This is a genomic window from Alcanivorax sp. 97CO-5 (assembly GCF_000524665.1).
GTDB classification, from domain to species: Bacteria; Pseudomonadota; Gammaproteobacteria; order Pseudomonadales; family Alcanivoracaceae; genus Alcanivorax; species Alcanivorax borkumensis.
Genome location: NZ_KI965883.1, coordinates 1 through 26731, shown reverse-complemented (window position 1 = coordinate 26731; position 26731 = coordinate 1). Strand labels below are relative to the sequence as shown.

The window sequence follows — 26731 nt, the reverse complement described above, 5'->3', positions numbered from 1 at the left end:
GACCGCTCAGAAAAGGGGGGAGTGCACAAAACCGCCGCCTTTATTCCAGGCAAAAAAAAGCCCCCGACAAGCGGAGGCTCTGTTCTGCTAGCGACCCGAAGGCATTAGCAAGAGTAGTACATATCAAACTCAACCGGGTGCGGGGTCATGTTCAGACGCTCAACCTCGGCACGCTTCAGCTCGATGTAGCCTTCCAGCATATCCTTGGTGAACACGTCACCTTCGGTCAGGAAGTCCATGTCTTCTTCCAGACAATCCAAGGCCATGGTCAAAGTGTGAGCCACGGTAGGAATGTCTTTTGCTTCTTCAGCCGGCAAATCATACAAATCTTTGTCCATGGCATCGCCAGGGTGCATCTTGTTCTTGATGCCGTCCAAGCCAGCCATCAGCAGGGAAGCAAAGCACAGGTACGGGTTGGCAGACGGGTCAGGGAAGCGCGCTTCCACACGACGGGCCTTAGCACTGTTCACAAACGGGATGCGGATGGATGCAGAACGGTTACGGGCAGAGTAGGCCAACATTACCGGCGCTTCAAAACCGGGCACCAGACGCTTGTAAGCGTTAGTGGACGCATTGGTGAATGCGTTCAGCGCACGGGCATGCTTAATGATACCGCCAATGAAATACAACGCTTCATCAGACAGACCAGCATAGCCGTCACCGGCGAACAGGTTTTTGCCGTCTTTACCCAGGGATACGTGCACGTGCATACCAGAGCCGTTATCACCGATCAGCGGCTTAGGCATGAAAGTAGCTGTCTTGCCGTAAGCGTGAGCCACATTGTGTACGCAGTACTTAAGAATCTGTACTTCGTCCGCTTTGGCGGTCAGGGTGTTGGCGCCAACACCGATCTCACACTGACCAGCCGTGCCCACTTCGTGGTGATGCACTTCAATTTTCAGCCCCATGGACTCCATGGCAGAACACATGGCGCCACGCAGATCGTGCAGGCTGTCTACCGGAGGAACCGGGAAGTAACCGCCTTTCACACCAGGACGGTGACCAATGTTGCCGCCCTCAAAGTCTTCATGGGAAACCCACGCAGCTTCTTCAGAGTGGATGTTATACATGGAACCCTGCATGTCGGACTTCCACTGCACGGAGTCAAATACGAAAAACTCCGGCTCAGGGCCGAACAGAGCGGTATCCGCGATACCAGTAGATTTCAGGTATTCCTCAGCACGACGGGCAACGGAACGCGGGTCGCGCTCGTAACCTTGCATGGTGGTCGGCTCAAGAATGTCGCAGCGCAAGTTCAGGGTAGCAACGTCAGTGAACGGGTCCAGCACGGCGGACTCGTCGTCCGGCATCATCACCATGTCCGATTCGTTGATGCCCTTCCAACCAGCGATGGAGGAGCCATCAAACATTTTGCCGTCCTGGAAGAAATCTTCGTCGATTTCGCCAACCGGAAGGGTAACGTGCTGCTCCTTACCAGAGCTATCGGTGAAGCGCAGGTCCACCCATTTCACATCGTTTTCTTTGATCAGTTTGAGGGTCTTAACAGACATTATCGTGCGTCCTCCTAAGGAACAGCGGGTTTGTCTCTGACTCGTCGTGCCGCTCTGAGGAAGCGCAACACAAAGAACCGGTATTCTCGGCCACTGGGCCAGCTTTGCCAATAGGGAGGCAAATACCGTGCCAGCCCTTTTTTAGCGCATTCTCTACTTGATTCGAAGAAACAAGAACAGGCGACTCATTTTGGTGCACAGTTGCGGTGCGCCAAACGCATATAGGGCACTAAAATAGTGCACCATTATCTTGCCCGACGCGCAACACCACAAAAACTTCGTTGCCTTGCTCCGCCATTTCCAGCACCTCATGGCCATTAATCCGACACCAGGCGGGGATATCGCTTAATGCTCCAGGGTCGGTGCAAACGACTTTCAGGGTATCACCTGTCGCCAGAGTTCTTACTTTATTTTGAGTTTTTATCACCGGCATGGGGCACAGCAGCCTGCGCACATCCAATTCGTGAAGGGTATCGGTCATCGTCGTTCAGCCCACATTCCAGCTTGGCAGCACCGCTTCCGCTTGCGCCGGCGCCACGGTAATCTCGCGTGCAACACCGTCCGGGCTGCGCACTTCCAGAGTCACCGCGTCTTCAACACGCCCCTTGGAGTAACGTGCCACAATGGCCGCCGCCTGCTCCAGCTCTGCCTCGCTACCAAACTCACCGTCCACCAGCGCCAGCGGGCCCGGGCAACTCACCGTAGTAATACTGGTGAACTGGTAACGATAACCTTCCAGAAAACGGTTTTCACCTTCTTCACGGCTGATAATCAGTTTGTAATGCGGCTGCGGACGCAGATGACGCCCAACCTTCAGCAGCATGATGTCATCCAGTTCGTATCGACGCTCATTGCGAGCCTTCCACAGGTCCGCCAGCTTGTTGGAATAAGACTCATCGGTGAGGAAGCAACAGCCACCGGCAGGCTGAGCAAAATCGTCCAACCCAAACTTGGCGGCCAGCGCCATTTGCGGTTTCCGGTTACGGCCGGAAAAATCGTGCAACTGCTCCCGGTTTACCCAACCTTCGCGCTCAGGCAGCGTAGGGGGCAAGTTTTTTGCGCACAGAGGGCGTAAAAGACGGTCGTCAGCACCGGACTCCTGGCTAATGATCGGCATCGTTTCCTTGCGCTGACTCTTCGGGCGCTGACCAATCACTTCACCAGTAACGATAAAATCAAAGCCCCGATCACCGGCCAACTCCCGGGCCTTGTTAATCATCAGAGTGGCCTGGTTAACCATGAAAATCTTACAGTCGAGACAGGGATTCAGGTTTGCGCCGTAACCATGCTTGGGGTTGAGCACCACATCCTTGTACTCCTCGGAGATATCAATGATATGCATTTTAATGCCCAGCTGCTCCGCAACCCACAAGGCGTTATTACGCTTTTCCTTATCCTTGTCTTTCTTGCGAATAGCATGGGTATGCCCCTCCACACAGAAACCAGTGTAGAAATTCACGCCCTCTACCTCGATGCCCTGGTCCTGCATGACTTTCACTGCCAGCATGGAGTCCAGTCCACCGGACACCAGTGCAATGGCGCGACGCTTGATTGGTTGGCTTGCCTCTGTCATCGAAAAACCTGCGTTGCTGTGGGGACAGCTCAAAATTTGGGCGGCGCAGTATAGCAATGGTCGGCCTAAGGCGCATCCTCCCAATCGCCCCGCCTCAACCCGCTACTTACGGAAAAAAGCAGAGAGGTCCCGCAACACATCAGCCAACGCCTCGCTGAGCTGCGCCAACACAGTGTCGGGCTCGCTCACCGGACCATCGTGCGCATCGCTTATGCGCATTTCTAACAACCCGCCCGCCCCCAAAGGCATGGCTACTTTGTAGTCCGGCCCCACATACGCCAGCGCATCCCAACTGGCCACCAACCGGTAGGCATCACCTTGCGGCCCCAGCAGAGAGTGCCCCACGCTATAATCGCTGGCGGGGTTCTGCACCCCCAGCATGGGCAACAAGGTAGGCACCACATCCAGGTGGCTGGTGGGCCGCGTCACCACCCCCGGTACATTGCCCGGAAACGCCAGCACCAGCGGGACATGAATTTGCTCGTTATGGAATTCGGAATTGTGCCCCCAACGGCCGTTTTCCATAAACTCTTCCCCGTGATCGCCAGTAACAACCACAATGGTATTGTCCAGCTTCCCGCTCGCCTTCATGAAGCCAAGCACTCGCCCCAATTGCTGATCCAGGTGGTGGGAAGCGTTGACATAACGACGAAAGATACCGGGCATATCCGCCTTCAAATCCATGGTGGCGTAGTTCATCTCTGGCAGATAATCCTTACGGATCACGCTCTCATCCGGGAAATAATAACGCGCATGGGCGGACTCAAAGAACATGAACCCCATGAATGGCATGCCGACTTTTTGTTCGCCGAGAAAATCCAGTAACCGCTCTACATTACGACGATCCCGCTGCCAACCCGGCCCCACATCATCACTGAGCATATCCTTCTCAGGCACCGACACAAACAAGGTTTTGTCGAACTCCGGATAGCTGAAATTGGCACTGGTATACAGCCCCATGTGGTACCCCGCCTGCTGCAACTGCTGCATCAGCAAAGGGGGCTTGCGCTCATCAAGCACACTGAACCAGTAATTGCCGGGCAAACCGTAGAACAGACTAAACAGACCCATTCGGGTGCCATTCCCCCCGCTATAATGCTGGGTAAACCGAATCCCGTGCTGCGCAGAGAATCGCCACAGGTTGGGCATAATCTCCGGTGTCAGCATATCCCAACGCAACGATTCTGCCACTAGCACGAGGAGGTTAGGACGGGGCGCATCGGCACTAACTCGCAATGGCTCCTTCGGGTAATTCAAACGCCCTTTGGCATCGGCTTCCAGACGAGTGCTGCGCACCATAGTTATCCCCCACTTTTCCGCCACCCGGCGAAACGTGGTGGGCTGGTAGAAGGGAATACTCTGGGCCGCCATCAGCACCGGGCGATACCCTTTCAGGTGGCTGACACCGTAGGCCGCACGCTCCCCCACCATGCACAACACCAACAAGGACACCAGCAGCCCCAAGCGCGGCACGGAACGGGAACGCAGCACGTACAGCACAACGCCGTGAATCAGCAGCACCGCCACACAGATAGCGGCCACGGTCCAGGACGTTCCCGCACTGCCGCCCATGGATTCAATTCCACCCGGGGTGGTAATCAGGTTCCAGACAAAGCCATTAATATGAAAGCCGTAAATGGCATAGATCTGACCGTCGACCAACAACAGCATCGTCATCAACGCCGCCAGCACCACCACCCCCACCGCCTGCACACTGCGCCCCGGAAGGTTACCCAACAACCAACCCAGCGCAGCCACCAACAGCACATAGAGGAAAGCGTAACCACTCAGGGCCACGAGCATGAAGAGCAGACTCAGAGACGGCAAGACAACCAGCGTGCCTCGCCCAACCCAGGCGTTGAGAATAAAAAACAACAAGAAAAGAAAGACGTAATAACCGCGCAGGGATATCCTGCCAAGACGCTGCTGGCACATCACAACCACTCATGGAAACAGGGCATAAAAGCCTATTTCCACAAGCTTAAAATGAGCTTAAATCAACCCTCTTTTTGTTCGGCTAACACCGGCCCAGCCACTGCAAATTGTTGTTTTGCGAAGGCCACTCGCTCGGCCACCGGACGGGTTTCGCCTTTGAGGGCCTCAAGTTGTTTTTCAACGATCTGGCAACGGCGCAGCAGGCCATCATCCATGGCAATCTGAATATTCAGGCCTGGGCGGGCATTGAGCTCCAGCATCATCGGCCCATACTCGTGGTCCATGACCAGATCCACACCAAGGTAACCCAACCCGGTTAGGTCATAGCAACGCGCCGCCAGCTCCAGGCATTCCTGCCAGTCCGGCACCGTCAGTCCAGCCACTGGATTAGCCGTATCCGGGTGACGCTCGATCTTGAGGTTGTGCCAGGTGCCATCCAGAGTAACCCCGGACGCCAAATCCAGGCCCACACCAATCGCCCCCTGGTGTAGGTTCGCCTTTCCTTGGGACTGTCGAGTAGGCAGACGCAACATCGCCGCCACCGGGTATCCCTTGAGCACGATAATTCGGATATCCGGCACGCCCTCAAAACTGATCCGGTTGAACAATTCCGTAGAACGAACCCGATACTCGATCAACGCCTGATCGCGATGGCCGCCCAGAGAATAAATGCCGGAAATGATCCCGGAAATATGATGTTCCAACTCTTCCGTGGTAATGATACGCCCGGAGGCAGAACGGAAATAATCTTCAAAGCGGTCGGCAATCACCATAATGCCGTCGCCTCCCGCCCCTTGAGCAGGCTTGATCACGAAATCACGGTGCTGTTCCACTACCCGGTGCAAAGTACTGATGCCCTGCTCTGTGGCGATGGTGCCATACATGTGTGGCACCCGAATCCCCGCATCCAGCGCCATCTTCTTAGTCTGGATCTTGTCGTCCACCAGCGGATACAAGCTGCGCTTATTGTAGCGAAGAATGTAATCGCCGTTCCGTTGGTTAATGCCCATCACACCACGGGCACGCAGGGCTTTTCGGGTTTTAGACCAGAACATTAGTGCTTATCCCCGTCCACCATGGCACGAAAACGCAACAGCTCCGTGAGGCGATAGCCACGGTAATGGCCCATCAATACCATAATGGCCGCCAGGCAAAGCAGCACGCCTGGGAAGGTGAACACGAAATACACCAGCGGCTGCCACACCATCAGCAAGTGGCAGAAAATCGCCGCCACCAGCGTTCCCAGTGCCACTTTCAAGGACTGGGTCCCGCCACGCTCTTCCCAAACGATGGACGTCCGCTCGATCACCATGGTCAGAATCACCATAGGGAACAGCGCCACCGACAAACCTGAACCGATGCCCAGCTTGTAGCCCAGCAGGCTAATCAGTGCCATAGCGATCACCACAAAGGTAAGCACCACGGAAAGCCGGGGCAATAATTGTAATTTAAGATGTTCGAGATAGGAGCGCACAGACAGCCCGATGGCGGTGATGGACGTAAACAACAACACCCCCCAGACCACTTGCGTCTCGCGGAAGGCCAAGGCGATCAACACGGGTGTAAAGGTACCCAGGGTTTCCATACCGATAAGAGAACGGATAAACAGCACCAGCAGTACCCCCACCGGGATCATCACCAGAATGCGGTACAGCTGCTGAGCAGGAAGCGGTAGTTCATACAAGGAGAAATCAATAAAGCTGCTCACGTCTTTCAGACGTAGAGACTGAGCCAACTGCAGCGCGCTCATTTCGTTTTCGTGCACGCTGAAGCTCACATCCGCAGACTTGCCGCCTTCGATATTCAACAGCGGCCCAGGCCCGCTCCACCAAACCAGACGATCATCCGGCAGCCCCTGCTGACCATTGAGCGGGTTGAAATAGAGCCATTCCTTGCCGTTAAAACTACGCAACCAAAGCTCAGGTTGCTGCCCTTGGCTCTCCGCCAGCCGCAAGGTATGCACCGGCTCCGCAGGAATATGCGCCACCGCCAGCAGCAGATCGATCACTTTAGCCCGGTTCTCCGGACTTACATCGCTGCCCAGCAGAAGCTGAACATTATCGTTTTCAAGCTCATTAACCCGCTTGATGGTCTCACTGATAAAGGTTTCCACATCCGCTGAGTGCTGACGAATAGGCTCAAGCAACGCGTCCGCAGCCAGCTTTTCTGGGCCATCCAGAGTAGGCGCAGGCCGGAATTGGGGCCCCGGATCCTTCTCCGGCACATCCGCATAGCGAGGAGTCAACATAAGGCGGTAATAGAGGTACTGATTGCCTTCGGCGCGGCGGGATGACCAAGTAACCTGGCGGTTACCCTTATCCACATTCACATTTACGCCGTAATTATTGGAAATAAAACTCTCGTTAAGAGTGGTATAGCCAGCCCCCAGCGGTGGCACAAACATACGTACTTTGACAGGCTTATTGGCCTTTGCGACAAAAGACACCTGAGAATCGACCACCCAAACCGGGTCTTTCTCATCCTGACTCAGCGGCACATTTTGCACCAACAGCTGATAAGCAATACTTCCGCCGCCCAGCAACAAAAGGAAAACGGCAAGCAACCGCGCTTGCAACTTCACAGAACCCATTATAGCGCCTCGGCAGCCTCCATCGTTTGGTCGTCGCTTTCGACAACATTATCCTTACTGTCCTGACAATCAGGCTCTCCAGCCGCCATTGATAACGACGGGTCCACCAGTGCACCTAACCCTTGCAGAGCCTCGGAGCCCATCAGCAACGGGTAGCGAAACTCACTACGATTTGTCAGGTTAACTTCAACCTGTTCCTGGCGCCGACCCATGCAGATAGTCAACGTCACCACCGGGCGACGACTGTAATCCCGGTCACCGGGCGCCACACTCTCTGCCCGCCGTTTAATGCGCACATGCCCAGATAACGGCAGTTCCACATCATCCCATTGTTCTCTGGTAACACTCCATTCTTCCCGGTCATCACGGTCAATAGCCAAGTCGAACTCAACCATTTCAACACCATCGCGCTCAAAAGTACGGATATAACGAGCGCTTAACGAGCCGGAACCGGCGCCGGTATCCAGCTTGGCCGGTACAGTAATCCCTAACTCCTTGATGTGCACCTTTTCATGCAAGCCATAAATCATTTTACCGGATGCTCCATCGGCCACCGCCGCTAAGGGCGATAAAACCAACAGTAAAGCAAGCAGTGTACGCATCATAACAACCTGATTGTAAAAGCATTACAGCCGAGCCACGGAAGCACGGACCCAACATCTGAGCCTTCTCCCGGAAAATAGTTGCGCCATTCTAGGCGATCATTGGGTCTCTCGCAGGCTCAACGTTGAAATTTTGAACTTGTTCACAATTGCCAATCTTACGATAAAGGCTGACCGGCGGGCTATCACCCACACGCCACGCTGCTATAATGCGCGCCCCTGCGAAACCGCTGGCACGGTTTCGCCCACCATATTTTGGAGCATCACTAGTGATTGAACGTCTGCGCAATATCGCCATCATCGCCCACGTTGACCACGGCAAAACCACCTTGGTGGATAAGCTGTTGCAACAATCTGGCACCCTGGGAGATCGCGCCGGCGACATCGAACGGGTCATGGACTCCAACGATCTGGAAAAAGAGCGGGGCATTACTATCCTGTCCAAAAATACCGCTATCCAGTGGAATGACTATCGCATCAACATCGTAGACACCCCTGGCCACGCCGACTTCGGCGGTGAAGTAGAACGGGTTATGTCTATGGTGGATTCCGTACTACTGCTGGTAGACGCAGTGGACGGCCCCATGCCACAAACCCGCTTCGTGACCCAAAAGGCGTTCGCCGCCGGCCTTAAGCCGATTGTCGTGATCAACAAAATCGACCGCCCTGGTTCCCGCCCGGACTGGGTAATGGATCAGGTCTTCGATCTGTTCGATAACCTGGGCGCCACCGACGAGCAGCTGGACTTCCCGGTGATTTACGCCTCGGCCCTGAACGGCATTGCCGGCCTGGAGGCGGATGACTTGGCCGACGACATGACCCCGCTGCTGCAAGCCATCGTCGACAAAGTTGACTACCCCAACGTCGATGCGGACGGCCCTTTCCAGATGCAAATTTCCTCTCTGGATTACAACAGCTACCTAGGCATCGTCGGCATTGGCCGCGTTAAGCGCGGCAACATCAAGGCCAACAGCCCGGTGAAAGTGATCGGCGCCGACGGCAATGTCCGTAACGGTAAGATCCTCACCATCATGGGCTACCATGGCCTGGAGCGTGTCGATGCCAGCACAGCCTCCGCCGGCGAGATTGTCTGCATCACCGGTCTGGATCCGCTGAACATCTCCGACACCCTGTGCGACCCGTTAAACGTGGAAGCTCTGACGCCGCTGAGCGTGGATGAACCCACCGTAAGCATGTTTTTCCACGTAAACACCTCGCCGTTTGCCGGCCAAGACGGCAAGTTCGTTACTAGCCGTCAGATCCGTGAGCGTCTGGAAGCCGAACTCAAACACAACGTGGCATTGCGCGTAGAAGAAACCGGCAGCGCCGATCAATTCCGCGTTTCCGGTCGTGGCGAACTGCACTTGTCAGTACTGATCGAGAACATGCGTCGTGAAGGCTTCGAACTTGCCGTCGGTCGCCCACAGGTGATCATCCGCGAAGAAGACGGGGTAAAGCAGGAACCCTACGAAACCGTCGTCGCCGACGTGGAAGAACAGCATCAGGGCTCCATCATGGAGCATCTGGGTTTACGCAAAGCCGAAATGACCAACATGGAACCGGACGGTAAAGGCCGAGTTCGCCTGGAATTCCTGGTGCCTAGCCGTGGCCTGATCGGTTTCCGTAGCCAGTTCCTGACTCTGACCTCCGGTACCGGCATCCTTAACAGCACCTTCAGCCACTACGGCGAGCACAAAGCCGGCGACATGGCCAAGCGCATCAACGGTGTGCTGGTATCCATGGTTAAAGGTAAGGTGCTGGGCTTCGCCCTGTTCAACCTGCAGGAACGTGGCCGCATGCTGATCGACCCGAACGTGGATGTGTACGAAGGCCAGATCATCGGTATCCACAGCCGTGGCAACGACCTGGTGGTTAACCCCACCAAAGGTAAGCAGCTGACCAACATGCGCGCCTCCGGCACCGATGAGAACATCGTTCTCACCCCGCCGATCCGTTTCAGCCTGGAACAAGCGCTGGACTTCATCGAAGACGACGAGCTGGTGGAAGTCACCCCCAACTCCCTACGTATTCGCAAGAAGCTGCTCACCGAAACCGAGCGCAAGCGCGCCGGGCGGTAATTAAGAGCCGCAACAGGCTAGACCTAAAAAACGCCACGTCTAAAACGTGGCGTTTTTTTTTGCATCCAGAGCACCCTCAACGCAATAACATCAGCATCAACACCGCACCGATTACCATCCCTACCAGCAAACCCGCCAGAAAGCCCTGCCCGGCCAGCGGTGTGGGAGCGGTGGCTGGCGACACCACCTCTCGGTCCGCAGGCTGACTGGCCTCAAACTCGGCGATCACCTCCAGGGCGCGGTCTTCATCGTTCGCGGCCACCCACACCGTCGACAACCCCGCCGCCGGTAACTCACCCATGCCACCTTGCAACATATCGCCATGCACCTGTGCCATAACCCCCACCTGATCCAGCAAATTGGCCAGCATATGGGCTTCAATCATGTGGCGCGCCTGAAACACACACTTCACCGGGCTATCTCCATCATGGGTTCACTGGGGCTTTCTCCACCACATCCAGCAACGGATACCGCAAACTACGGCCACACCATAGGGCGCCGCGTAAAAAGCGACCCCAGTTTGTCCTGCGGGGCGGGCTCCCCGCAACCGCCCAATAAAAGCAACAACGCCAAGCCCGCGTATTCCACATCATCATCCATGTCCTGTTATTCTTGTCGTCGTTTTAACCTAACGCCGATCAGCCTCATTTCCCCCGCCAAGGCCAAACCCGACATGCTACACATTGCCCTGTTCGAACCGGAAATCCCCCCCAACACTGGCAACATTATCCGTCTAGCCGCCAACACCGGCGCTCAGCTGCACTTGATTGAACCGTTGGGGTTTTCCCTAGAAGAAAAAAAACTGCGCCGCGCCGGCCTCGACTACAGCGAGTTTGCCGCATTACAGGTGCACCGGGATTTTTCCGCATTCCAGGAAAGCGTCGTCGGCCAACGGCTATTCGCCATGACCACCAAAGGCAGCCGCCCTCATAGCCAAGCGTGTTTTCAGGACGGGGATGTTCTGCTGTTCGGCCCGGAAACCCGTGGCTTGCCGGAGCAAATTCTCGACAGCCTGCCCGCGACACAAAGGCTTCGCCTGCCCATGGTGGCCGAGAGCCGTAGCCTGAACCTGAGCAACGCCGTTGCCGTCACACTTTATGAAGCATGGCGACAGCTGGGGTACCTTGGAGCAATTGATAATTGATCGCTACGCGCTCCAGGCCTCGGCCGCCCCTGAAATGCAAGAGGCCGCACCCAAACTTGGGCGCGGCCTCTTGCATTAGAAGACAACGAAAACGCCAATGCGCGCCGTTATCCATTCTTTATTTTCAACAATTAAACCATTACTGAACGGTCTCACCAGCGGCAGCTGCGTTGCCTTGCTGCTGATCACGCTGCTGTTGATACAGCGCATCGAAGTTGATCGGTTGCAGCACCATTTGCGGGAATGAGCCTTTCGCAACCAGGTCCGATACCACTTCACGGACATATGGGAACAACAGATTAGGGCAATAGGCGCCCAGAAGCTGAGCACGCTCTTCACCGTCAATGCCTTTCACAGTGAATATCCCAGCCTGCTTTACTTCTACCAAATAAAACGTCTTTTCTTCAGCTTCGTCCTTGGCGGTCACCGTCACGGTAATTTCCACTTCGAACTCATCGCCTTCACCAACGCGACGGGCACTGTTGTTCAGCTGCACGTTCACCTTAGGCTTCCATTCCTGCAGGAACACTTCCGGTGCCCCCGGGCACTCGAACGAGGTGTCTTTGAGGTAGATACGCTGCAGTTGGAAAACCTGTTGCTGTTCATCAGCCATATTCTTCTCCTGTTACTGATCCGCTCCGAGCAGAGCATCGAGCGCCCCCGCTCGCTCTAGAGCAAAAAGTTCATCACAGCCACCGACGGCGTGATCATTAATGAAAATCTGCGGCACCGTCCGGCCACCGCCACGCTGCATCATGACTGCACGTTGCTGGGGCTCACGATCCACATCGGTATCCTCAAACGCCACATTCTTGCTGTTAAGTAACTGCTTGGCACGCACGCAAAACGGGCACCAAGAGGTGGTATACAGCTCGACTCTGGCCATCCTTGTCTCCTGCTTACGCTTTGACTACCGGCAGGCTCGCTGAACGCCATGCATTCAAGCCACCCTGAATGCGATACAGGTCGGAAAACCCCTTGGTTCGCAGCTGACGACCAAGATGTGAGGCCTTTGTTCCCATATCACAAGTCAGGATGAGGGGTTTGTCCTTGTATTTTTCCAGCTCTGCAATACGATCAATCGCCTGCCCGGCGGGAATATTGATGCTACCGGCGATATGCCCGGCTCGGAATTCATCGCTGTCACGCAAATCCACGATCACCGCATCCTTCTGGTTCACCATATTGGTAGCCAGCTGCGGCGTGAGGGATTGACCGCCACGGCGGGATTCAAGCACAAAGAACAGTGCCCACAACAGGAAAAAGGCGGACACCAGAATATAATGGTTGCTGGCGAATTCAATCAGGTTGCCCATGGAGACCCCGGTTCATTAGCGTTGGCTCTATCGACGCCAACTCTGCGGCGCCACTGCTTCCCTCCGGTAAGAAAGCCGAAGGAAAATCGGCGCCAAGTATACACATCCCCGGGCCGTTAAGGTAAAACCCCCGCCATGACCCGACAATTACTGCTGCGTTTACTGCTAGCCACCCTGCCCTCCCTGCTGCTTCCTGTTAGCGGAGCGGCAGACAGTGCGCCCAGCAAAGCGGAGCTGAAAGAACTAAAATCGCGCATCAGTGAATTGAGTGACGCTCAGAGCCGCGAGCTGCGCGAACGTGACTCCGTGCAGGCCAACCTGCGCAAGACAGAACTGCGCATCAGCCGACTAACCCGAGAGCAGAGAGCGCTAGAGAAAAAGGCCAGCAAGGCACAGCAACGCCTTAACGCTCTGGAAGCTGAGCAGGCAACCCTGGCCGCAGAAAAACGCACCCAACTAGACTGGCTGGGCAAAACCGTACGTGCCAGTTACCAGGCCGGCCGCCAGGAGCGCATCAAATTGCTGCTCAATCAGGAAAAACCAGACCAGATCGCCCGCCTGTTGCGCTATCAAGAATACTACCAACGCGCCCGCAGTGACCGACTCAAAGCCGTAAACGGCGAACTGGACGAACTCAAGGCTATTGCCCTGCGCGTGGACAAAGCCCGACAAACGCTACTGAATCAACACACCGATCTGCAACGTCATGCCCGTAAACTTCAAGGCGCCCAAAAAGAGCGCCAAACGACCCTCGCTGCCTTGAACCGCTCGTTGGAAGATCGCGGAAACAACCTCAACCAGCTGAAGGCCGACCAGCAGCAGCTGCAAAAGCTACTGCAAGACATGCAGCGCAGCCTCAATGGCATTCCTGCAGACCTAGGTGGCACGCCGTTCAACAAACTGGCAGGCAAACTCCCTTGGCCACTACAAGCACGTATCTCCACCGGTTATAACAGCCGGCGGGAAGGGTCCCTGCGTTGGCAAGGGGTGATACTGAATGCCTCGCCCGGCACCCCGGTCAGGGCAGTGCATTCTGGCCGCGTTGTGTTTGCTGATTGGCTGCGCGGCTACGGCCTGCTCACGATCGTCGATCATGGCAGCGGCTACCTAACACTCTATGGGTATAACCAGAGCCTGCTCCGCGATGTGGGAGAATGGGTTTCTGCAGGGGATAGCCTTGCTCTGGCGGGTAGTTCTGGCGGCAACCGAACTAGCGGGCTGTACTTCGAGATACGCCACCGCGGCAAGGCCGTGGACCCCACACGCTGGTGCAATCAGCGTGTTACACTGCCGCCATTGGCGCAAAATTGATGATGATTATTGAAATGTGCGCACCTTACCTGCGCGCACTGGGGATCCTGAATGCCAACAACAATCCTGCCGACGCTACGCTCTATTTTAATCTCGGGCCTATTTGCTCTTGCCCCTTTTTCCGCACTACACGCCCAAGATCCGGCCTTAGACGAGCAGGCTCGACAGCAGGGCGTCCCCGTCGATGAACTCCGCGCTTTTGCCGAAGTCATGGAGCGTATTCGCGCCACCTATATTGAAGAGGTAGACGACAACGAGCTTCTGGAGTCCGCTATTCGCGGCATGCTCAACGAGCTAGATCCGCACTCCAGCTACCTAACGCCAGACCAGTTCGAAGATCTACAAGTCACCACCACCGGTGAGTTCGGCGGCTTAGGCATTGAAGTCACCATGGAAGATGGCTTTGTTAAAGTCATCACGCCGATAGACGACACCCCTGCCAGCGAGGCGGGCATTCAAGCGGGCGACCTGATCCTTAAAATTGACGACACCTTCGTAAAAGGGCTCACTCTCAGTGAATCTATTGAGCTAATGCGCGGGGAAATCGGCACCAAAATTACGCTAATGGTACTCAGCGAAGGCGAAGAAAAGCCACGCCAGGTGAGCCTCACCCGCGACCGCATTCAGACCCACAGCGTGAAATCAAAAATGCTTGAGCCAGGCCTTGGCTATCTTCGCATCTCCCAGTTCCAGAACAACACGGGAGAAGATGCGCGTAAGGAATTGGCAAAACTCAACAAAGACACCCCCCTTACCGGCCTGATTCTCGACCTGCGCAATAACCCTGGCGGAGTCCTCAACGGCGCCGTTGAAGTCACCGACCTGTTCCTAGATAACGGCCTGGTGGTTTACACCCAAGGCCGGGACAAAACGAGCCGCAACGATTTGGAATCACGACCTGGCGACGCACTGAACGGCAAACCGCTAGTGGTACTAGTTAACGGTGGCAGTGCCTCCGCTTCAGAAATCGTGGCCGGCGCTCTGCAAGACCAGAAGCGCGCCGTTGTGGTGGGCAATCGCACGTTTGGTAAAGGCTCGGTACAAAGCGTGCTGCCATTGAGCAAGGACCGTGCCCTTAAGCTCACCACCGCCCGCTACTACACGCCAAAAGGCCGCTCTATTCAAGCAGAGGGCATCGAGCCTGACATTGAGGTGGACGTCGTTACCAAGCTTGAAGTGCGTAAAGACATGTATTTGCGCGAAGCCGACCTGCCGCGCCATCTAGATAACGAAAACGGAGGCAGCGAGAAGCAACAAAAAGCCGGTTCCCTGGCCCAGGAAGATTATGCTCTGGCCCAAGCACTCTCGATTCTTAAAGGCATCGTCTTGACCCAACGCCCAGCCATGCCCTGATGGCAAGACGCATACTGACCCTAGCCTTTCTCCTGCCCGGGCTATTGATAAGCAGCGTTAGCGGCTTAGCGGCTCCGCGCATTGCCATTATCATCGACGACCTAGGCTACAGTCGCCAGCAAGGACAGGCCATTATCGACCTGCCCGCACCGGTGGCCTGTGCCGTCATTCCTTTTTCTCCCCACGGGCGTCGGCTCGCGGAACGGGCTAGCCTGGCGGGCAAGGAAGTGCTGGTGCACATGCCTATGGCCACGCAAGGCCACCAAAAACTCGACCGCGGTGGCCTGCAAAATGGAATGGATGAACCTCAGTTACTGGAGGCCGTTCGTCAGGCCCTGGGCCAAATTCCACAAGCCCGCGGGCTGAATAATCATATGGGCAGCGCGCTCACCGAACAGCCACAAACCATGGGTTGGTTAATGGCCGAACTAAAAGCGCACCAGCTTTTCTTTGTGGACAGCCGCACCAGCAGCCACACCGTGGCGCAGCAGGTGGCCCAGCAAGTGGGACTACCCAACGCTCGGCGCGATGTCTTTCTGGATAACAACCGCAACCCAGTGAGCATCAATCAGCAATTTAACCGACTGATACGACTGGCCCGGCAGCACGGCCAGGCCATCGCTATCGGCCACCCGTACCCGGAAACCGTACATTATCTGCAACAGGTTTTACCGTTGATGGAAGAGGCCGGCATTGATGTGGTGCCCGTATCCTCCTTGCTTAGCACCCCAGCGGTGACCACGGCCACCAGCCAGGCGAGCGTTAACATCCGCCCTTAAGCCCGATTTTTACCAAATGCGGGGCTGGCATAACCAACCACCAGGAAGTCTAAACGCCAACATCCGCACGAGTAGCGACAGCCCAATCTCAATCGAGCGCGCTCGACCCACCACAACGCGCCCCTGATTTTTATGCTTCTATCCGGGAGCTGTGAGCCCAAGCCAAGAGAAAAGTGGGGCTAATTTATGACCAGTACGCAACGCTCTAAAGTGATGACAGGAAGGGTGTAATCCGCCCGACAAGAAGAAAACACCGGTTAGCCTAGGCGCATTTCCACGCCGGCAGACTGCATAAACTCCTTGGCTTGCTGCACTGAATACTCTCCGAAATGGAAAATCGACGCCGCCAACACCGCATCAGCACCGCCCTGCTGCACACCATCAACCAAGTGCTGTAGGTTGCCAACCCCGCCAGAGGCAATCACCGGGACTGGGACCGCATCGGCAATGGCTCGAGTCAGCGCAATATCAAAACCATTCTTGGTGCCATCGCGGTCCATGCTGGTCAACAGAATTTCACCCGCGCCGTAGTCGGTCATTTTCCGGGCCCATTCCACCGCATCCAGCCCAGTGGGTTTACGACCGCCGTGGGTGAAGATTTCCCAGCGGTTGGTATCGCTTTCCGCGCTGACTTTTTTCGCATCAATCGCCACCACAATACATTGGGAACCAAACCGCTCCGCCGCCTCACGAACAAACTCCGGGTTATGCACCGCGGCAGAGTTGATCGCCACCTTGTCGGCACCGGCATTCAGCAAGTTACGAATATCCTCCAACGCACGCACACCGCCACCCACGGTCAGCGGGATAAACACCTGGCTGGCGATCTGTTCCACCGTGTGCAGGGTGGTATCGCGCTCTTGATGGCTGGCGGTGATGTCCAAAAAGGTAATTTCATCCGCCCCAGCGTCGTTATAGCGCTTGGCAATTTCCACCGGGTCACCGGCGTCACGGATATCCACGAATTGCACGCCCTTGACCACTCGGCCGGCGTCCACATCCAGACACGGAATAATGCGTTTGGCTAAACCCATAATACGTCCCCGGCGCTCAGGCGCCGCTCAACTCATCGGACAACGCCTGACCATCGGCAAAGTCCAGGGTGTTCTCATAGATGGCACGGCCCGTGATAGCACCACTGATGCCCTGATCGGCCACTGCACACAGGTTGCGCACGTCATCAAGATTGGTAATGCCGCCGGAAGCGATCACCGGGATCGACATGGACTGGGCCAAGCGCACAGTGGCGTCCACATTCACCCCCTGCAACATGCCATCACGGCTGATGTCGGTGTAGACGATGGCCGAAACGCCATCGTTCTCGAATTGTTTCGCCAGGTCGATCACATCCACATCGGTGACATTGGCCCAGCCATCGGTGGCCACCTTGCCGTCTTTCGCGTCCAGACCCACGATAATGTGGCCGGGGAACTGCTCGCACATGGCTTTCACGAAAGCCGGCTCATTCACGGCCTTGGTGCCGATGATCACCCACTGCACCCCGGCATCTAGATAAGCCTGAATGATTTCCGGGCTGCGGATGCCACCCCCAATCTGGATCGGTAAATCCGGGTGCGCCTTGGCAATCGCTTTGACGATATCGCCGTTCACCGGCTCACCGGCAAAGGCCCCATTCAAGTCGACCAAATGCAAGCGGCGGGCACCCCGCTCCACCCAATGGCTGGCAACGGCCACCGGATCTTCGGAAAACACCGTATCGTCTTCCATCCGCCCTTGCTTAAGGCGCACACATTTACCGTCTTTCAGATCAATGGCGGGAATCAGTAACATCAGAATCTCTTCATTTAAATTCATGGAAATCGGCATCCCTCCCCCGCCGCGCCCGTTATACGAACACCGTAGAGAGAAACCCTAGCGTGCAAGCCTGCTGTCTTTTATGGCTGCCAGCGCAGGAAGTTTTCCAACAGGGCTAGGCCTGCATCCGCGCTTTTTTCCGGGTGGAACTGCACCGCAAACACGTTGCCTTGAACCGCGGCTGCCGCAAAACTCAAACCATAATCACAGCGCCCTGCCACAGCGTCATCGGGCAGGCCGGTAACGCAGTAACTGTGCACAAAATAAAACCGGGTATGGTTGTCGATACCGGCCCACATAGGATGGGCCATGCACTGCTGTACCTGGTTCCAGCCCATGTGCGGCACTTTCAAGCGAACACCGGTATCGCTGAACTGCTCACCGAAAAAAGTCACCTGGCCGTCGAAGATGCCCAGGCAATCCACCCCGTGATTTTCTTCACTACGGGCCATCATTGCCTGCATCCCGACACAGATGCCCAACAGCGGTTTGCCCGCCGCCGCCACATCACGGATGGCCTGATCCAGGCCGGTGTCTTTCAGAACCGCGATGCAGTCACGAATAGCACCCACACCAGGAAAAACCACCCGGTCCGCTGCACGCACCTGCGCCGGATCGCCGGTAATAATGATTTTCTGGCCATCGGCGACTTTCTCCAGCGCCTTACCTGCGGAGTGCAGGTTACCCATTCCGTAATCAATAACGGCAACGACTTCGCTCATACTCGGGGCTGTCCTTGTAATTGCTACTGGGCTGCTTACTGGCTATCGCCACTTTCGCTCAGGGTGCCCTTCGTGGAGGGCGTAATACCATCCATACGAGGATCAGGCTCTACGGCCATACGCAGTGCACGGCCAAACGCCTTAAAGACGGTCTCGGCCTGGTGATGCGCGTTTTTGCCGCGAAGGTTATCAATATGCAGGGTAATCATGGCGTGGTTCACGAAGCCCTGGAAAAATTCATAGAACAGATCCACATCAAAGCCGCCAATGCTGCCTCGCGTAAATTCCACAAACATCTCCAGCCCAGGCCGGCCAGACAGATCCAGCACCACCCGTGACAGCGCTTCATCCAGCGGCACATAGGCATGGCCGTAACGGCGAACGCCTTTTTTATCACCGACAGCCTTGGCGAAGGCCTGCCCAAGGGTGATACCGATATCTTCCACCGTGTGGTGGGCATCGATGTGCAGATCACCCTTGGCTTTGATATCCAAATCAACCAGGCCATGACGGGCCACCTGATCCAGCATGTGCTCAAGGAACGGCAAACCCGTATCCAGCGTGCACTGGCCGGTACCATCCAGATTGATAGTGGCTTGAATCTGGGTTTCCAGGGTGTTGCGCTCTACGGTAGCGCTTCGCTTGCTCATCTATACCTCCCAGGCATTGGACCGGCTATTATACGCACCCCAACAGGACCTAACCAGCGGAGAGGACAGATGCCGATCAGCGTAGAAGCCCACACCCTTAGCGAAAATCAGTGTGAGGCCTTTGCCAAGGTGCTTCGTGATGCGCCGCAATACCGCCAGAAGCTAGCCGATGCGGTCGCCAGCGGACAAGGGCGGTTGTTCGCCGCCCACTTCAATGGCCAGCGTGTCGCTATTGCACTCATAGAAGAAAAACAGCCCCAACTGGCCTGGATGGTAGTGCACCCAGCCACTCAAGGGCGAGGCGTAGGCAAGGATTTCCTACGCTTAATCGGTCAACAGCTGGGGGAAAATCTGACGCTGCCAGACCACTGTCAGACACAACGGTCGCTATAGTTAAGCCAACGGCAACTGAATATGCAGAGCAAAGCCCCGCCCGGGGCCGTCGCTCTCAGCCCACAACGCGCCGCCCACTTGTTCAATCATTACCCGCGCCATGGCCAGCGATAAGCCGAACCCTTCTTCGTGGTGCCGTGAGCCCATCACGAAAAACGGCTCTAGAATCTTTTCCAGCTGGTCTGCTGTGGCGCCTCTGCCCTCATCGCGAATGCAAAGTTCTGCATGCTCTGCGGATGCATCTACTGTGCTTGTGATGTCCACACAGTCACCCTCAGCGCTGAACCGCAGGGCATTATCCAGCGCCATAGACAGCACCTCACTCAATTCACCCTCGCAAGCACGCACCTGTAGATTCGGGCTAACCCGATTACGCACCACCACGCCACATTCCGTTATCCGCTCCGCCTGCTCACGGAGAATGGCGTCCAACATCCACATGGGCTGGCAACGCCCCTGTAGCGGCGGCTGATCACGGTCGGAAAGGTCGAAGTAGCGCAATGACGTGCTGACGATACCGGTAAGTCGCCGCTGCCCCTTGCGCACCATGGCCCATACGTCCACATCTTTGTCGCCCTGCCCCTGCCCTGATTGCCCCAAGGAGTCCGCCGCGCCAATCCAATTGATCGGCGTATTCAGTTCGTGGCTGATGTATTGCAAGAACATGGATTTATCCTGGTTCATCTGCTCAATATCCGCCAGGTGCCGCTCCAAATTCTGTTGCGCCTCAACAGACAACTGCTTGCTCTCGCTTTCCAGAAAACGGATCCGGTCACCCAGCGCTAGCGACAACATCACCACCACCCACAACGCGCCAAAATGCAGCAAATAAGGAACAATCACGCTATAGGGAATTAATCCTAGGTTGCCCAAGGCATACAAAAACACAGCGAGCAAGAACACGGACCAAGCCAACACATACAAGCGCGCTACGCGGAACCCCTGGCGCCAGACCACCCAACCCAACCAGCTGAATAACACCACCGTTATCATCACCATCACCGTGGACAAGTGGTAGGAGTACGGTGGCGGTATCACCCACTGCAACAGGAACGCCAGCCCGATCAATATCAGGTAATGTTTCAGCAACCGATCATAACGAGGGAAACGCTGTGCCAGCTGCAAGAACTGCCGTGAATACAGCGCCAGCGACAACCCGCAAATATACGTGGTCAGCCAAAAATATTCGTTAACTTTGGGATTGTCTGGCCACAGATACTGCAGCCCGAAGCCGCTCACGCAGATATTGAAAAAAAGCACCCCGGTGAGGAACACCACAAAATGCAGGTGCACATTGTCACGCAGAGACAGAAAGAGCAGCAGATTGTAAATCAACATGATGGTCAGGGAACCGTAGAACAATCCCTGAAGCAACTGCTCGATATAGGTGTATTCCACCAGCCCCTTCGCACTGTACAGCATAGGCATCATGTTCAGGGCGCCTTTACCGCGCACCTTAATATAGTACTCACTCACCCCGTCAGGCAGTGCGTCCAGGTTGAACACGAAAGCACGGTGATCCATGGGCCGACTACCGAATGAGCGGGTATCTCCCACTGCATATTTACGGAACTCACCATCGGCTTGTGGCACAAACAGCGTCAGCTCATCGAGAATGGGATAGCGCTCTACCAGAAACCAGCTACGCCCATCCATCTGGCTGGCATTCACCTGAAAACGCAGCCAGATAGTGCTTTTGGTGAAGCCAAAGTTCAGCGTATCACTGTCGTTTTTGCGAAACCGGCTGGCGAACTGGTCCCGGATCTGGCTCAAGGTCCAGTTTCCTTCCGGGTCCTCCAGCACTTCGACCTGGGCCCCCAGCTGAACACTGTCACCTGCCGAAGCAAGCGCAATAGGCTCAGCACGCACTATTGCCCCAACCATAAGCAGCAGCATCAAGGCAGCAACATGGAACTTTCGCAAACGCTCTTCCCCTAACTCACAATAACAATCACGAATAATGCTACGGTATGGTCAGTGAATTCCCACTGCTATAATCACGATCCAATGACCAACGCGCAAGGAGTGCTCCATGGGACGCCTGTTAAAAATTTTGCTGATCACTTTATTTACCATCATTGTGCTATTAGCCATTGCTGTTTTTGTGATCACGCAGGTGATTGACCCCAACGAATTTAAGCCAGAAATCGAGAAGCAGGCGCAAGAGCAGGCCAACCTGACCTTAGATATTCAAGGCGACCTAGCGTGGCAGTTTTGGCCCTCTCTAGGCGTCAGCCTAGGCCGCACAGAAGCGCGCATCGCCGATGAAGAGGCCCTATTCGCTGCACTCGATGAGGCCAGTGTCAGCGTCGCAGTGCTACCACTACTGTATGGTCAGGTGGAAATGGATGGTATTACTCTGGCTGGCTTGGATGTCAATTTGGTTGATGGCCCTGATGGCGCCAACTGGGAACAAATCGGCCCGCAGACACCCGCAGAAGACACCGCAAAGGCAGAGGAACCGGCCAACGCAGAGGAAGATAGCAGCAGCTTCGACATTCCCCTCACTATCCCCACGGTTGTGGTCAGCGACGGCAAGGTCCGCTACCGCAATACCGCTGACAGCACGGATATCGTGGTCGAGCACTTCAACCTGAACGCCCAAGACGTAAACCTGGACGAGCCTTTCCCTCTCCAGCTATCCCTGCGCTATCAAGACCAAAGCGACATGCGAGTGGACATGAATTTGGACACCGTTTTATCCGCCGATCTCGACAACAACCACTTTCTCCTCAATCCGATGAAACTGGATGCCAACATCGCTGGCGCCACCACTATGCCGGTGGATGTGCACCTGGAACAGAATTTTGAGGTAAACCTAGACGAAGACACGGCCTCCATTAAGGATCTCCTGCTGCAAGCCGCCGGCACAGAGACTAAAGGTAATGTTGAGATCACCGCACTCACCGGTGACATGCAGCTCAGCGGCAAACTGGCCACCGCGCCTTTCGATGCCAACAAAGTACTGGAAGCCATTGGCGAGGCCCCCATCGAAACCACCGACAGCCAAGCACTGAGCAACATTGCCCTAGAGGCCACCTTGGGCGGCGAGCCCGGCAGCGTCATGGCCAGCCCGCTCACCGTGACCCTGGATGACAGCACCCTCCGTGGGAGCGCTGGTCTAGCCAGCCTGGAAAGCGGAAAAATCGTCTTTGATCTGACGCTCGATAAAATCACTCTAGATGGCTACATGCCTCCCGCCAGCGGCGAAACTGAAACCGCGGCACCTGGCGGCGGCAAAACCGGCGGCACCAATAGCCTCAGCGACGCAGAATTGATCCCCGTGGACACGCTGCGCCCATTACGGGTAGACGGTAAACTGGCCATCGGCAGTCTCAACTATGACGGCATCAGCGCCAGCGATATGAAATTTGCGGTTACCGCCAACAACGGCGTCCTCAAATTGACCCAAGCCACCGGCAACACCCTGGGCGGCAGTTTCAGCGCCAACGGCACGCTAAATGTCGCCGGCAGCACCCCAAAAATTTCGGCCACTAACAAAATCAGCAGCGTACAAATTCAGCCCATCGCCCAGATGGCACTCGACGACGATCTCGCCAAGGGTATTTTTTCCATGTCCGGCAGCTACAGCGCTAGTGGCAACAGTGAAAAAGCACTGATGAACTCCGCCAAAGGCAACATCGATCTAAGCCTGGCTGACGCCACTGTGCGCGGCCTGAACCTGTACGACACCCTGGTAGGTGGCGTGAACGACATGTTGGGTCAATTTCAGGGATTAGCAGCCGCCCTAATTCCCAACCAAGAATCGGGCAAGCTGCCTTCCGCCCTATCCGAAGACACCAAAATTCTTGACCTTAAAACCAAGGCTCGGCTGGACAAGAACGTAGCCTATCTCGACAGTCTCAATGCCACCCTCAGCAAGGGTGAATTAAGCGGTAACGGCTGGATGAACATACTCAACCAAGACTTCGACCTGAAAATTGGCATGCAGTCACCAGAGTTGGGCACATCCAAGTATTTGCAAGGCACCACCTGGCCACTACGTTGTGAAGGCAACCTAGGCGGCAGCCCGGCCAAATGGTGCGGCCCTGACAAGGATGGCTTCAAGGACATTGGTAAACAGGTCGCCGCTAACGCCACCAAGGACAAGCTAAAAGACAAATTCGGCATTGAAGGTGAGGGGGACACCACCGAAGAAATCCTCAAGGATGCCGCACAAAAGAAAGCCAAGGACGAAATCAACAAACAGCTACAGGACGGCCTAAAGAAACTGTTTAATTAAAAACCGCTGTGTATTTCACACGCACGCGGCCGCTAAACCGAACCGCAATCGTAGGGCGAAAGCAAACCAACGTCAGCTTTCGCCCTACCCACCCGGAAGTCCATGCCTAAATACTCATTGAGTCCCGAGCATTTCAGCCAGGCGCTCCTCGACTGGTACGACCAGCATGGCCGTCAAGACCTTCCTTGGCAGCACCCTCGCACGCCTTATCAGGTGTGGATATCGGAAATCATGCTGCAACAAACCCAAGTGAACACGGTGATTCCCTACTTCCAGCGGTTCATGGAGCACTTTCCGGATGTCAAAACGCTGGCGCTGGCCAAACAGGATGAAGTCCTACACCTGTGGACCGGCCTCGGCTACTACGCCCGCGCCCGCAACCTCCACAAATGTGCGCAGCAATTACTGGAGAACTACGCAGGTGATTTCCCCAACACCGTAGAAGAAGTGGCCACACTCCCCGGCATCGGCCCCTCCACGGCCGGGGCTATCCTTGCCCAGAGCCGCGGCATTCGCGCTCCCATCCTCGACGGCAACGTTAAACGGGTGCTGGCCCGACTGCATGCCGTACCTGGCTGGCCCGGCAAGAAACCTGTGGAAAGCCGGCTATGGGAGCTGGCCGAGCACTACACACCCGACCACCGACTGGCAGACTACACCCAGGCGATCATGGACCTGGGAGCGACCCTGTGTCGACGCAGCACCCCCGACTGCACCGCCTGCCCAGTGAAAACCGGGTGCCAAGCCCATGCCAACGGCAACCCCCAGGACTACCCCGGCAAAAAGCCGAAAAAAACCCTGCCGGTGCGCACCACCGTCATGCTTATCTTGCGTGACAGGGAGGGTCAGGTCTGGCTGGAACAGCGCCCCCAGCAAGGCATCTGGGGCGGCCTGTGGTGCTTCCCGCAAACCTGTGCCATGGAACAGGTACACCATGCCCTTCAAACCCGCGCTTTTGATGCCCGTGGCGACACCCAACAGCTGCCCCCCTTTCGGCACACTTTCAGCCACTACCACCTGGATATCGAGCCGCTGGAAGTGGCCGTGGACACAGCCGGCCCCTGTGACAATAATGGCCGCTGGGTAAACCCACAAAACCCCGGGAAATTGGGGCTGGCAGCCCCTGTGAAAAAGCTGCTAGCCAGCTTGTCCGCACCACGGCAAGCCCGCATGTTATAGTCGCCCCAAACCTCCATTCAGACCAAGCATTCCCACGGAGACGTTATGAGCCGCACGGTTTTCTGCCGCAAATACCAAAGCGACATGGAAGGTCTGCCCCGTCCACCCTTCCCAGGCCCCAAGGGGCAGGACATCTTCGACCATGTATCCCAGCAAGCCTGGAAGGAATGGCTTCACGAACAAACCATGCTCATCAACGAAAAACACCTGAACGTGATGGACCCGGAAGCCAAACGCTTCCTTGATGAGCAACGTGATCGTTTTCTGAACAATGAAAACTACGAAAAAGCAGAGGGATACGTTCCACCTGCTCACGATGCGAACAAATAAACGCCCATGGCTTGACGACTTCGATCCAAGCCGCTTTAATACGCGCCCTGATTGCCCGGATAGCTCAGTCGGTAGAGCAGAGGATTGAAAATCCTCGTGTCGGTGGTTCGATTCCGCCTCCGGGCACCAAATTGCAGTCCTAGAGGTTCCTGCCTCGCCTTTAAAGCCTCTGATTGCACAACGATCAGGGGCTTTTTTGTGTCTAATACAATCCTAACGAGTCCATTGAAATACAAGAGTATTTTTGTGGGTACTCCACCCCTTCCCTCTTTGAGATACCCGCAAATGAAGCTGCCGGACACAGCCATCTGAAATGGCCGAACTGAATCACCACCATTCGCTAGACACTAGCCAGCCGCTCTTTGTACTACCCCGACTGCTGTAAATCTTTCGCTGTACCCTCACGCGTTTCAGGAACCGGAAAAAGCTCTCAGCGACGGCATGATCGTGGCTGCTCCCCGGCGCGAGAACAGATTCAGAACCACAGCCAGATACAGCCGACCTTCGTGGGTACGGATATAAGCGATGTCCGTCACCCAACCTGCACTTGGCGTATCTAGACTGAACTGCCGCTACAGGCGTGTCAGCGTCGCACTGTGCATTCCGCCTGCTTTGTATCACGGCTTTTAAGAGGTCAGGCGCTTCGCTAACGCGCTTGAGCGCCTCCTGAAGTCGCCCCCCTGCTCATCGACCTTCATTGTTCGCTGAAGCGTTCGGCATAGCACCATCGGGAAGGTGAGCTTCAGTTGATTGGAATCAAAATGAATCCATCCAAGCAAAATAAACAGGGGATGCGGCTTGGTACGTGAGTCTGGATGGCGGAATACGCGGCCTTCTTCTAGAAGTGGCCCAACGTCGAGGGCACGGTACCGTGCAGCAAGACCCCGTTCACAGGCAATCAATCGTGAGTTATTCGACGGAATGCCTGCTTCAAAGGGGGGGCTGCTGCGGCCCTCTTGCTATGACGCTTTTGGTATGGCCGCCCCAGAAAAAAGCCCTAACTGTCTTGAAGTGCCCTCTTCATGTCACTAAATGTCCTCGCCAGCATGGCTGCACAGCGACAGGCTAGATTTCATACAAATTTTTGGTTAGGGAGTCTTCCAGCAACACCTGCCACCTGATTGTTCCAGAAGAATGGTTTGATAAAACAGGGCCGATTAACGATGCCGAAGAACAAATATTGTCCATGACACCTGAGCGTGCAAAA

The 26731-nt window shown here is 55.7% G+C and carries 25 protein-coding genes, 1 tRNA gene and 1 pseudogene; 10 read left to right on the top strand and 17 right to left on the bottom strand.

Annotated elements, in window-relative coordinates; all coding sequences use genetic code 11:
- Nucleotides 1-104 precede the first annotated feature (104 nt).
- The 7 genes from glnA to Y017_RS05400 form a co-directional block, all read right to left on the bottom strand.
- The gene (glnA, locus tag Y017_RS05430) at nucleotides 105-1511 is read right to left on the bottom strand and encodes a glutamate--ammonia ligase (RefSeq protein ID WP_011589537.1); all 1407 of its coding nucleotides are present in this window, start codon (nucleotides 1509-1511) and stop codon (nucleotides 105-107) included.
- A gap of 229 nt (nucleotides 1512-1740) precedes the next feature.
- A complete protein-coding gene (locus Y017_RS05425; RefSeq protein ID WP_011589538.1) occupies nucleotides 1741-1992 on the bottom strand; it encodes a sulfurtransferase TusA family protein in 252 nt (83 codons plus the stop codon).
- A gap of 6 nt (nucleotides 1993-1998) precedes the next feature.
- Nucleotides 1999-3084, bottom strand: a complete 1086-nt coding sequence (locus Y017_RS05420) for a tRNA (5-methylaminomethyl-2-thiouridylate)-methyltransferase (protein ID WP_011589539.1) — start codon at nucleotides 3082-3084, stop codon at nucleotides 1999-2001.
- A gap of 102 nt (nucleotides 3085-3186) precedes the next feature.
- The gene (locus Y017_RS05415; protein ID WP_035459467.1) at nucleotides 3187-5019 is read right to left on the bottom strand and encodes a sulfatase-like hydrolase/transferase; all 1833 of its coding nucleotides are present in this window, start codon (nucleotides 5017-5019) and stop codon (nucleotides 3187-3189) included.
- Nucleotides 5020-5081: 62 nt separating this feature from the next.
- On the bottom strand, nucleotides 5082-6074 hold the full coding sequence (locus Y017_RS05410) for an alpha-L-glutamate ligase-like protein (RefSeq protein ID WP_035459465.1): 993 nt from the start codon (nucleotides 6072-6074) through the stop codon (nucleotides 5082-5084).
- Nucleotides 6074-7609, bottom strand: coding sequence for an inactive transglutaminase family protein (locus Y017_RS05405; protein ID WP_035459463.1), 1536 nt, complete (start codon nucleotides 7607-7609; stop codon nucleotides 6074-6076). The genes Y017_RS05410 and Y017_RS05405 overlap by 1 nt, the downstream gene beginning before the upstream one ends.
- Nucleotides 7609-8214 (bottom strand): RimK/LysX family protein, encoded by a 606-nt coding sequence (locus Y017_RS05400; RefSeq protein WP_011589543.1) that lies wholly within the window; start codon nucleotides 8212-8214, stop codon nucleotides 7609-7611. Before Y017_RS05400 ends, Y017_RS05405 begins: the two co-directional genes overlap by 1 nt.
- Nucleotides 8215-8480: 266 nt before the next feature.
- On the opposite strand from Y017_RS05400, the gene typA reads away from it, so the two are divergent.
- The gene (gene typA, locus Y017_RS05395) at nucleotides 8481-10289 is read left to right on the top strand and encodes a translational GTPase TypA (RefSeq protein WP_011589544.1); all 1809 of its coding nucleotides are present in this window, start codon (nucleotides 8481-8483) and stop codon (nucleotides 10287-10289) included.
- Nucleotides 10290-10365: 76 nt separating this feature from the next.
- On the opposite strand, the gene Y017_RS05390 is transcribed toward typA, so the two are convergent.
- Entirely contained in the window at nucleotides 10366-10692 is a 327-nt protein-coding gene (locus Y017_RS05390) for a DUF2007 domain-containing protein (protein ID WP_255346558.1), read from the bottom strand.
- 270 nt (nucleotides 10693-10962) lie between these two features.
- Between Y017_RS05390 and trmL the strand changes: the two genes are divergently transcribed.
- Nucleotides 10963-11433 carry a tRNA (uridine(34)/cytosine(34)/5-carboxymethylaminomethyluridine(34)-2'-O)-methyltransferase TrmL gene (gene trmL, locus Y017_RS05385; RefSeq protein WP_011589546.1) on the top strand — a complete coding sequence of 157 codons (471 nt, stop codon included), beginning with the start codon at nucleotides 10963-10965 and terminating at the stop codon, nucleotides 11431-11433.
- Between the two features lie 139 nt (nucleotides 11434-11572).
- Here trmL and secB read toward each other — a convergent pair whose 3' ends face one another.
- Genes secB through Y017_RS05370 form a run of 3 tightly spaced genes read right to left on the bottom strand, consistent with a single transcriptional unit; the run spans nucleotide 11573 to nucleotide 12749 of the window.
- Nucleotides 11573-12046, bottom strand: a complete 474-nt coding sequence (secB, locus tag Y017_RS05380; RefSeq protein ID WP_011589547.1) for a protein-export chaperone SecB — start codon at nucleotides 12044-12046, stop codon at nucleotides 11573-11575.
- A gap of 12 nt (nucleotides 12047-12058) precedes the next feature.
- Nucleotides 12059-12319, bottom strand: a complete 261-nt coding sequence (gene grxC / locus Y017_RS05375; protein WP_011589548.1) for a glutaredoxin 3 — start codon at nucleotides 12317-12319, stop codon at nucleotides 12059-12061.
- 13 nt (nucleotides 12320-12332) lie between these two features.
- On the bottom strand, nucleotides 12333-12749 hold the full coding sequence (locus Y017_RS05370) for a rhodanese-like domain-containing protein (protein WP_011589549.1): 417 nt from the start codon (nucleotides 12747-12749) through the stop codon (nucleotides 12333-12335).
- Between the two features lie 135 nt (nucleotides 12750-12884).
- Between Y017_RS05370 and Y017_RS05365 the strand changes: the two genes are divergently transcribed.
- The 3 genes from Y017_RS05365 to Y017_RS05355 are packed head-to-tail and all read left to right on the top strand — an operon-like array spanning nucleotide 12885 to nucleotide 16192.
- The gene (locus tag Y017_RS05365) at nucleotides 12885-14060 is read left to right on the top strand and encodes a murein hydrolase activator EnvC (protein WP_011589550.1); all 1176 of its coding nucleotides are present in this window, start codon (nucleotides 12885-12887) and stop codon (nucleotides 14058-14060) included.
- Nucleotides 14061-14111: 51 nt separating this feature from the next.
- A complete protein-coding gene (locus tag Y017_RS05360; protein WP_011589551.1) occupies nucleotides 14112-15413 on the top strand; it encodes a S41 family peptidase in 1302 nt (433 codons plus the stop codon).
- Nucleotides 15413-16192: a divergent polysaccharide deacetylase family protein gene (locus Y017_RS05355; RefSeq protein WP_035459459.1), complete on the top strand. Its 780-nt coding sequence runs from the start codon at nucleotides 15413-15415 to the stop codon at nucleotides 16190-16192. The genes Y017_RS05360 and Y017_RS05355 overlap by 1 nt, the downstream gene beginning before the upstream one ends.
- Before the next feature lie 257 nt (nucleotides 16193-16449).
- Here the strand turns inward: Y017_RS05355 and hisF are convergent, their stop codons facing one another.
- The 4 genes from hisF to hisB form a co-directional block, all read right to left on the bottom strand.
- Nucleotides 16450-17226 (bottom strand): imidazole glycerol phosphate synthase subunit HisF, encoded by a 777-nt coding sequence (gene hisF / locus Y017_RS05350; RefSeq protein ID WP_011589553.1) that lies wholly within the window; start codon nucleotides 17224-17226, stop codon nucleotides 16450-16452.
- 16 nt (nucleotides 17227-17242) lie between these two features.
- Nucleotides 17243-17983 (bottom strand): 1-(5-phosphoribosyl)-5-[(5-phosphoribosylamino)methylideneamino]imidazole-4-carboxamide isomerase, encoded by a 741-nt coding sequence (gene hisA / locus Y017_RS05345; protein ID WP_035459508.1) that lies wholly within the window; start codon nucleotides 17981-17983, stop codon nucleotides 17243-17245.
- Between the two features lie 104 nt (nucleotides 17984-18087).
- Nucleotides 18088-18729 (bottom strand): imidazole glycerol phosphate synthase subunit HisH, encoded by a 642-nt coding sequence (hisH, locus tag Y017_RS05340; protein ID WP_011589555.1) that lies wholly within the window; start codon nucleotides 18727-18729, stop codon nucleotides 18088-18090.
- A 35-nt stretch (nucleotides 18730-18764) separates the two neighbouring features.
- Nucleotides 18765-19379: an imidazoleglycerol-phosphate dehydratase HisB gene (hisB, locus tag Y017_RS05335; protein ID WP_011589556.1), complete on the bottom strand. Its 615-nt coding sequence runs from the start codon at nucleotides 19377-19379 to the stop codon at nucleotides 18765-18767.
- 69 nt (nucleotides 19380-19448) lie between these two features.
- Here hisB and Y017_RS05330 point away from each other — a divergent pair, with 69 nt between their 5' ends.
- A complete protein-coding gene (locus Y017_RS05330; protein ID WP_011589557.1) occupies nucleotides 19449-19772 on the top strand; it encodes a GNAT family N-acetyltransferase in 324 nt (107 codons plus the stop codon).
- Here Y017_RS05330 and Y017_RS05325 read toward each other — a convergent pair whose 3' ends face one another.
- Nucleotides 19773-21695 (bottom strand): sensor histidine kinase, encoded by a 1923-nt coding sequence (locus Y017_RS05325; protein ID WP_231483407.1) that lies wholly within the window; start codon nucleotides 21693-21695, stop codon nucleotides 19773-19775.
- Between the two features lie 109 nt (nucleotides 21696-21804).
- Here Y017_RS05325 and Y017_RS05320 point away from each other — a divergent pair, with 109 nt between their 5' ends.
- From Y017_RS05320 to Y017_RS05305, 4 genes are all read left to right on the top strand, one after another.
- Complete coding sequence (locus tag Y017_RS05320) at nucleotides 21805-24015, top strand: AsmA family protein (RefSeq protein ID WP_035459455.1); 2211 nt, start codon at nucleotides 21805-21807, stop codon at nucleotides 24013-24015.
- Nucleotides 24016-24117: 102 nt separating this feature from the next.
- Nucleotides 24118-25194, top strand: a complete 1077-nt coding sequence (mutY, locus tag Y017_RS05315) for an A/G-specific adenine glycosylase (protein ID WP_011589560.1) — start codon at nucleotides 24118-24120, stop codon at nucleotides 25192-25194.
- Between the two features lie 45 nt (nucleotides 25195-25239).
- A complete protein-coding gene (locus tag Y017_RS05310) occupies nucleotides 25240-25524 on the top strand; it encodes an oxidative damage protection protein (RefSeq protein WP_011589561.1) in 285 nt (94 codons plus the stop codon).
- Between the two features lie 53 nt (nucleotides 25525-25577).
- Nucleotides 25578-25653 (top strand) — tRNA-Phe (locus tag Y017_RS05305).
- A 228-nt stretch (nucleotides 25654-25881) separates the two neighbouring features.
- Here the strand turns inward: Y017_RS05305 and Y017_RS15400 are convergent.
- Nucleotides 25882-26096, bottom strand: a pseudogene (locus Y017_RS15400) (hypothetical protein); the annotation flags it as partial.
- Nucleotides 26097-26731 lie beyond the last annotated feature (635 nt).